At 77.2% G+C, this 4,956-nt stretch carries 6 protein-coding genes and 1 pseudogene; 2 read left to right on the top strand and 5 right to left on the bottom strand.

Features of this window, described 5'->3' with window-relative positions:
• A pseudogene (locus PSR1_RS23615) lies at positions 1-267 on the bottom strand (hypothetical protein); the annotation flags it as partial.
• Positions 268-490: 223 nt separating this feature from the next.
• Here PSR1_RS23615 and PSR1_RS21710 point away from each other — a divergent pair.
• Positions 491-2,029, top strand: a complete 1,539-nt coding sequence (locus tag PSR1_RS21710) for a CoA-acylating methylmalonate-semialdehyde dehydrogenase (protein ID WP_370539107.1) — start codon at positions 491-493, stop codon at positions 2,027-2,029.
• 5 nt (positions 2,030-2,034) lie between these two features.
• Here the strand turns inward: PSR1_RS21710 and PSR1_RS21705 are convergent, their stop codons facing one another.
• Complete coding sequence (locus tag PSR1_RS21705; protein WP_202813235.1) at positions 2,035-2,526, bottom strand: nitrous oxide reductase accessory protein NosL; 492 nt, start codon at positions 2,524-2,526, stop codon at positions 2,035-2,037.
• An 80-nt stretch (positions 2,527-2,606) separates the two neighbouring features.
• Positions 2,607-3,077, bottom strand: a complete 471-nt coding sequence (locus tag PSR1_RS21700; RefSeq protein ID WP_059439433.1) for a MarR family winged helix-turn-helix transcriptional regulator — start codon at positions 3,075-3,077, stop codon at positions 2,607-2,609.
• Positions 3,078-3,146: 69 nt separating this feature from the next.
• On the opposite strand from PSR1_RS21700, the gene PSR1_RS21695 reads away from it, so the two are divergent.
• Positions 3,147-3,689: an SgcJ/EcaC family oxidoreductase gene (locus PSR1_RS21695; protein WP_059439432.1), complete on the top strand. Its 543-nt coding sequence runs from the start codon at positions 3,147-3,149 to the stop codon at positions 3,687-3,689.
• A gap of 16 nt (positions 3,690-3,705) precedes the next feature.
• Here the strand turns inward: PSR1_RS21695 and PSR1_RS21690 are convergent, their stop codons facing one another.
• Together PSR1_RS21690 and PSR1_RS21685 are read right to left on the bottom strand one after the other, a co-directional pair.
• On the bottom strand, positions 3,706-4,128 hold the full coding sequence (locus PSR1_RS21690) for a DoxX family protein (RefSeq protein ID WP_059439431.1): 423 nt from the start codon (positions 4,126-4,128) through the stop codon (positions 3,706-3,708).
• A 73-nt stretch (positions 4,129-4,201) separates the two neighbouring features.
• The coding region (locus PSR1_RS21685; protein ID WP_152643413.1) for a DUF362 domain-containing protein at positions 4,202-4,956 on the bottom strand (755 nt) is incomplete at its 5' end.

The raw sequence follows: 4,956 nt of genomic DNA, 5'->3' as shown, positions 1-4,956 counted from the left end.
GACCTCCTCGAGCGCGTCGCCGATCCGCTCGTGCAGCGCCGCGGCCGCCTCGCGCAGCGCGCCGCCGTCGCCGCGCACGGCGCGCGCCTGCGCCTGGCGGAGGCGATCCCCTGCGTCGAGCACCGCCGCGAGCACCTCGGGCCGCTCGCGGGCGAGCGCGTTCAGGAGCCAGGCCGCGAGCGGCGGGCGGCGCAGCCGGCGGACGTGGGCGGCCGCCGGGCTGCGCTCCGCGGCGAGCTCGCGCGCCAGCGCGTCGCGGCGGGCCACGAACTCCGCGGACGGCGCGGCGAACAGCGCCCGGACGCGCGCGTCGGGGCCCGCGGGGTCGCTCGGTCGCGATCTGGTGCGTCGGGAGGCCACGGCCGGCGCCGGGGCGCCTGCGCCAAACGTGGGCCGCGGAGGGCCCGGACGCACGGCCGCAGGCCGCGCCGCCCCATCCGGCGGCCGGGGCGACGTTGAGCGCGCGAGCGGGCATCATTACCGGGGTGGCATGCGGCTCCACCTGCCGCCCTCGGAGGGACCTCCCGTGACCGCTCCGCTGCTCGACCTCTGGATCGCCGGCCGGCGCACCGCCCCGCGCGGCGCCCGCACCGGCGAGGTGTTCGACCCGGCCACCGGCGAGGTGATCCGGCGCGTGCCGCTCGCGAGCGCGGACGACGTCGCCGCCGCGGTCGCGGCCGCGAAGGCCGCCTTCCCCGCCTGGCGCGACACGCCCCCGCTCCGGCGCGCCCGCGTGCTGGCGCGCTTCCGCGAGCTGCTCGAGGCGAACCGCGACGCGCTCGCGGCCCTGGTCTGCGAGGAGCACGGCAAGACGCTGGCCGACGCGGCCGGCTCCGTGCAGCGCGGCATCGAGGTGGTGGAGTTCGTGTGCGGCGCGCCCCACCTGCTGAAGGGCGAGCGCGCCGAGGACGCCGGGCGCGGCATCGACGTGCACTCGTCGCTCCAGCCGCTCGGCGTCTGCGCCGGCATCACCCCGTTCAACTTCCCCGCGATGGTCCCGCTCTGGATGTTCCCGGTCGCGATCGCCTGCGGGAACGCGTTCGTCCTGAAGCCGTCGGAGAAGGTCCCCTCCACCAGCCTGCGGATGGCGGAGCTGTTCCACGAGGCCGGGCTGCCCGCCGGCGTGCTGAACGTGGTGCCAGGGGACGCCGAGGCGGTGGACGCGCTCCTCGCCCACCCCGACGTGGCGGCGGTGTCCTTCGTCGGCTCGACGCCCGTGGCGCGCCACGTCTACGAGACGGCGGCGCGCCACGGCAAGCGCGTGCAGGCGCTCGGCGGCGCGAAGAACCACGCGGTCGTGCTGCCCGACGCCGACCTGGACTTCACCGCCGACGCGCTCGCGGGCGCCGCCTACGGCTCGGCGGGCGAGCGGTGCATGGCCATCTCCGCGGTGGTGGCGGTGGGGGCCGCCGCCGATCCGCTGGTCGAGGCGCTGGCGGAGCGCGCGCGGCGGCTGCCGGTCGGTCCCGGCACGGCGCGCGGGGTGGAGATGGGGCCGGTGATCACCGCGGCGCACCGCGACCGGATCCGCGGCTTCATCGACGCGGGCGTGCGCGAGGGCGCGCGGCTGGTGGTGGACGGGCGCGCGCGGGAGGTGCCCGGGGCCGGGCGCGGGTTCTTCGTGGGCCCGACGCTGTTCGACCGCGTGACGCCGGAGATGTCGATCCACCGCGAGGAGATCTTCGGGCCGGTGCTGGTGGTGCTGCGCGCCGCGAGCCTCGACGAGGCGCTCGCGCTGGTGAACCGCAACCCGTACGGCAACGGCACGGCCATCTTCACCCGCTCGGGCGCCGCGGCGCAGCGCTACGCGCGCGACGTCGAGGTGGGGATGGTGGGCGTGAACGTGCCCATCCCCGTGCCCATGGCGTTCTTCTCCTTCGGCGGCTGGAAGGCCTCCCTGTTCGGCGACCTCCACGTGCACGGGCCGGAGGGGATCGCGTTCTACACGCGCAGCAAGGTCGTCACGAGCCGCTGGCCCGCCGGCGCCGACGAGGCGCGCGGGGGCTTCGCCATGCCGACGCACGCGTAGGGCGGTCAGGGCCTCGGGGGCGGGGCCTGGCGGTGCGCGCGCCGGCGCTCGCGGATGGCGCGCGTGTCCCGGTACATGTCCTGGTAGGCCGCCGCGATGGCGTCCTCGAACGAGACGAGCTCGCCGCCCGCGCGGGCCACGAACGCCTCCGCCGCCGCGCGATCCCGGAAGGCCCACTTGGCCCTGCCGGTCATCACCCCCGGCTCCTTGCCGCCCAGCACCCAGACCGCCCGCTCCGCGTCCACCAGTTCGCGCGTGTCGCGGTCGGCCACCAGGATCCGCCGCGGCACGCGGTCGATGGCGACCGCCAGCTCCACCGCGGCGCAGTGCAGGCTGCACGTTCCCACCGACTTCCCGTCCTCGTACTCGATCACCATGCGGCTGTGGCCGAACCTCTCGCGGTCCATCCCGCAGTGCTGGCAGGAGGGAGCCTGCTGGACGTCCGCGGCGGGCGCGGCGGCGACGAGGGCGGCGACGGCGAGGATGGCAGGCGACACGGCGAACCTCCGGTCCGGGAATGACCCGGACTCTAGGTCGCGGCCGGAGGCGCCGGGCATGCGGTGGGTTGTCGCGAGGCTCAGGGGGGTGCGGAGGCGAGCGCCTCCAGCGCGGCGAGCAGCGCGCGAAAGCGGCCCTCGCCGATCCGGCCGGCCCAGCGGCGCTCCAGCCCGGCGATGGCGGCGCGGGCCAGCCGCGCGACCTCCAGGCCCGCCGCGGTCGGCACCACGCGCTTGGCGCGCCGGTCCTGCGGATCCGCGGCGCGGCGCACGTACCCGAGCCGCTCGAGCTCGTCCACCAGCTCGCCCATCGAGGCCTTGGTCATGCCGGCGCGGGCCGCCAGCTCGGTCGCCCGGGTGCCGTCGCGGTCCACGTTCGCGAGCACCGCGCCGTGCTTCGGGCGCAGCGCGGCGTGGCCCGCGCGGTGGAGCTCGTCGAACAGCTCCCGCTCGAAGCGGCGGTAGGCCTCGAGCAGCAGCGTGCCGGCGTTGGCGCGCGCGGGGCGGAGCGCGCGCGGCTGCGGGACCGGGCGGGGAGGGCGGCTTGACATCCTCGTCAGGCTACCATACCGATTCGATCGTCAGGCTACCTGACCAGATCTCGGAGCAGGAGGTGCACCATGGCGGCTTCCGGGCGTGCAGGGCGGCGGGGGCGCGGGTTCGCGCTCGCCGCGGCGGCCGGGCTGGCGGCGGGCGTGGCGGCGGGACCGGGGGTGGGTGCGGCGGCGGGGCCGGCCGCGGCCGGGAGCGACGGTGACCCCGTCGCGGTGGCGCGGGCGTTCGAGGAGGCCTGGAACCGCCACGACGCGCGGGCGCTCGCGGCGCTGTTCTCCGAGCGGGCCGACTTCGTGAACGTCATCGGCCTGCACTGGCGCGGCCGGGCCGAGATCGAGCGCGCGCACGCCGAGATCCACGCCACCCGCATGAAGGACAGCCGGCTGACCCTGGGCGCCACCACCGCGCGGACGCTCCGGCCGGACGTGGCGCTGGTGCACGCCAGCTGGACGCTGGAGGGCGACACCGGGCTGACCGGCCAGCGCATGCCGCCGCGGCGCGGCGTGCTCTCGTTCGTGCTGGTCCGGGACCGCGGGCGGTGGGTGGCGGAGTCCGCCCAGAACACGGACGTCGTGCCGATTCCGAACGCGCCGCCGGCCGCGCGCTGAGCGTGGCCCGCCCGCGCTAGCGCGCGCCCCGGTCGCGCAGCCCGTCCAGGCTGAAGCGGCCCGGCCCGGCCGCGGCGAGGTAGAGGAACAGGAACGCGAACAGCGCCGCGGGCGTGCCCTGGTTCAGCACCGGCCAGAAGCCCTGCGGCGCGTGCCCGTAGAAGTAGGCGACGGCCATCTCGCCCGAGAGCAGGAACGCGACCGGGCGGGAGAACAGGCCCACCAGCAGGAGCGCGCCGCCGAACGCCTCGAGGGCGCCGGCGACCCCGGCCAGCGAGGCGAGCGGCGCGGTTCCGCCGCCGGGCATGACGGCGCCGGGGAACGCGAACAGCTTCGCGGTGCCGAACTGCATGAACAGGAACGCGGACACGATCCTGAGGACGCCGAGCAGGTGCGGCGCCCAGGTGCGTGCCCGCGGCGCGAGATCGGGGTAGTCCATGGCTTCCTCCTGACGTGGGGAGGTAGCCGGGGCGTCCGCGCCCGTCCGTGAAATCGACCGGCGCGGGGCACGCTCACCCTAGCCGGGCCCGCAGCGCGACCTCGTCGGCGGCGGCCAGCCCCGCGATCCGGATCCGCGCGCCCTCGGCCACGCCCACGCCGATCTCGGCCGCGCGCCGGAGCAGCGGCAGCGACCACACCGGCCCGCGCCCGATGGCGTCGTTGGTGCCGGCGAGCCGCAGCGCCGCCACGCCCAGCGCGTCGAGCGCCAGCGGGTCGGTGGAGGCGGCCACCAGCCCGGGCCGGACCAGGTCGCCCTCGTCCGGCCCGCCGTCGGCGAACCCGAGCCGGCCGTCGAGCAGGGTGAGCGCGGGGCGCACGACGGCGGCGATCTCCGCCACGCGCGGCACGAAGCCGGCGCCGAGGTGCATGCCCGGGCGCGCCGAGCCGGCCACCACGCCCACCAGGTTCTTCAGCCCCATGGTGAAGCCGGCCAGCGCGTGCGTCCGCGGGGTGCAGAGATCGACGACGTGGTCGGCCTCGGCGACGGCGCGGTAGACGCGGACCCGGGCGCCCGACCAGTCCGCGGCGAGCGGGTGCTCGATCGTCACCTCCTCGGCGCCGTCGAGCGCGAGGCACGGCATCCCGGCCGCCCGGGCGGCCTCCAGGATCCCGGTCCGCTCGAACGCGGTGCGGGTCGATCGCAGGAACATGGTCCGGTCGGCCACCAGCGGGTGGCCGCCGGCTTCGCGCACCATCGCGGCCACCAGCGCCACCACCTCGGCATCCGTCGTGGCGGGGTAGCGGTTCCCGCTGTTCACCGCCGGCT

This window comes from Anaeromyxobacter sp. PSR-1 (assembly GCF_000964525.1).
In the GTDB taxonomy this organism is placed as follows: domain Bacteria; phylum Myxococcota; class Myxococcia; order Myxococcales; family Anaeromyxobacteraceae; genus Anaeromyxobacter.
The sequence above is the reverse complement of the archived record's forward strand: the minus strand, read 5'-3'. Positions and strand labels throughout refer to the sequence as shown.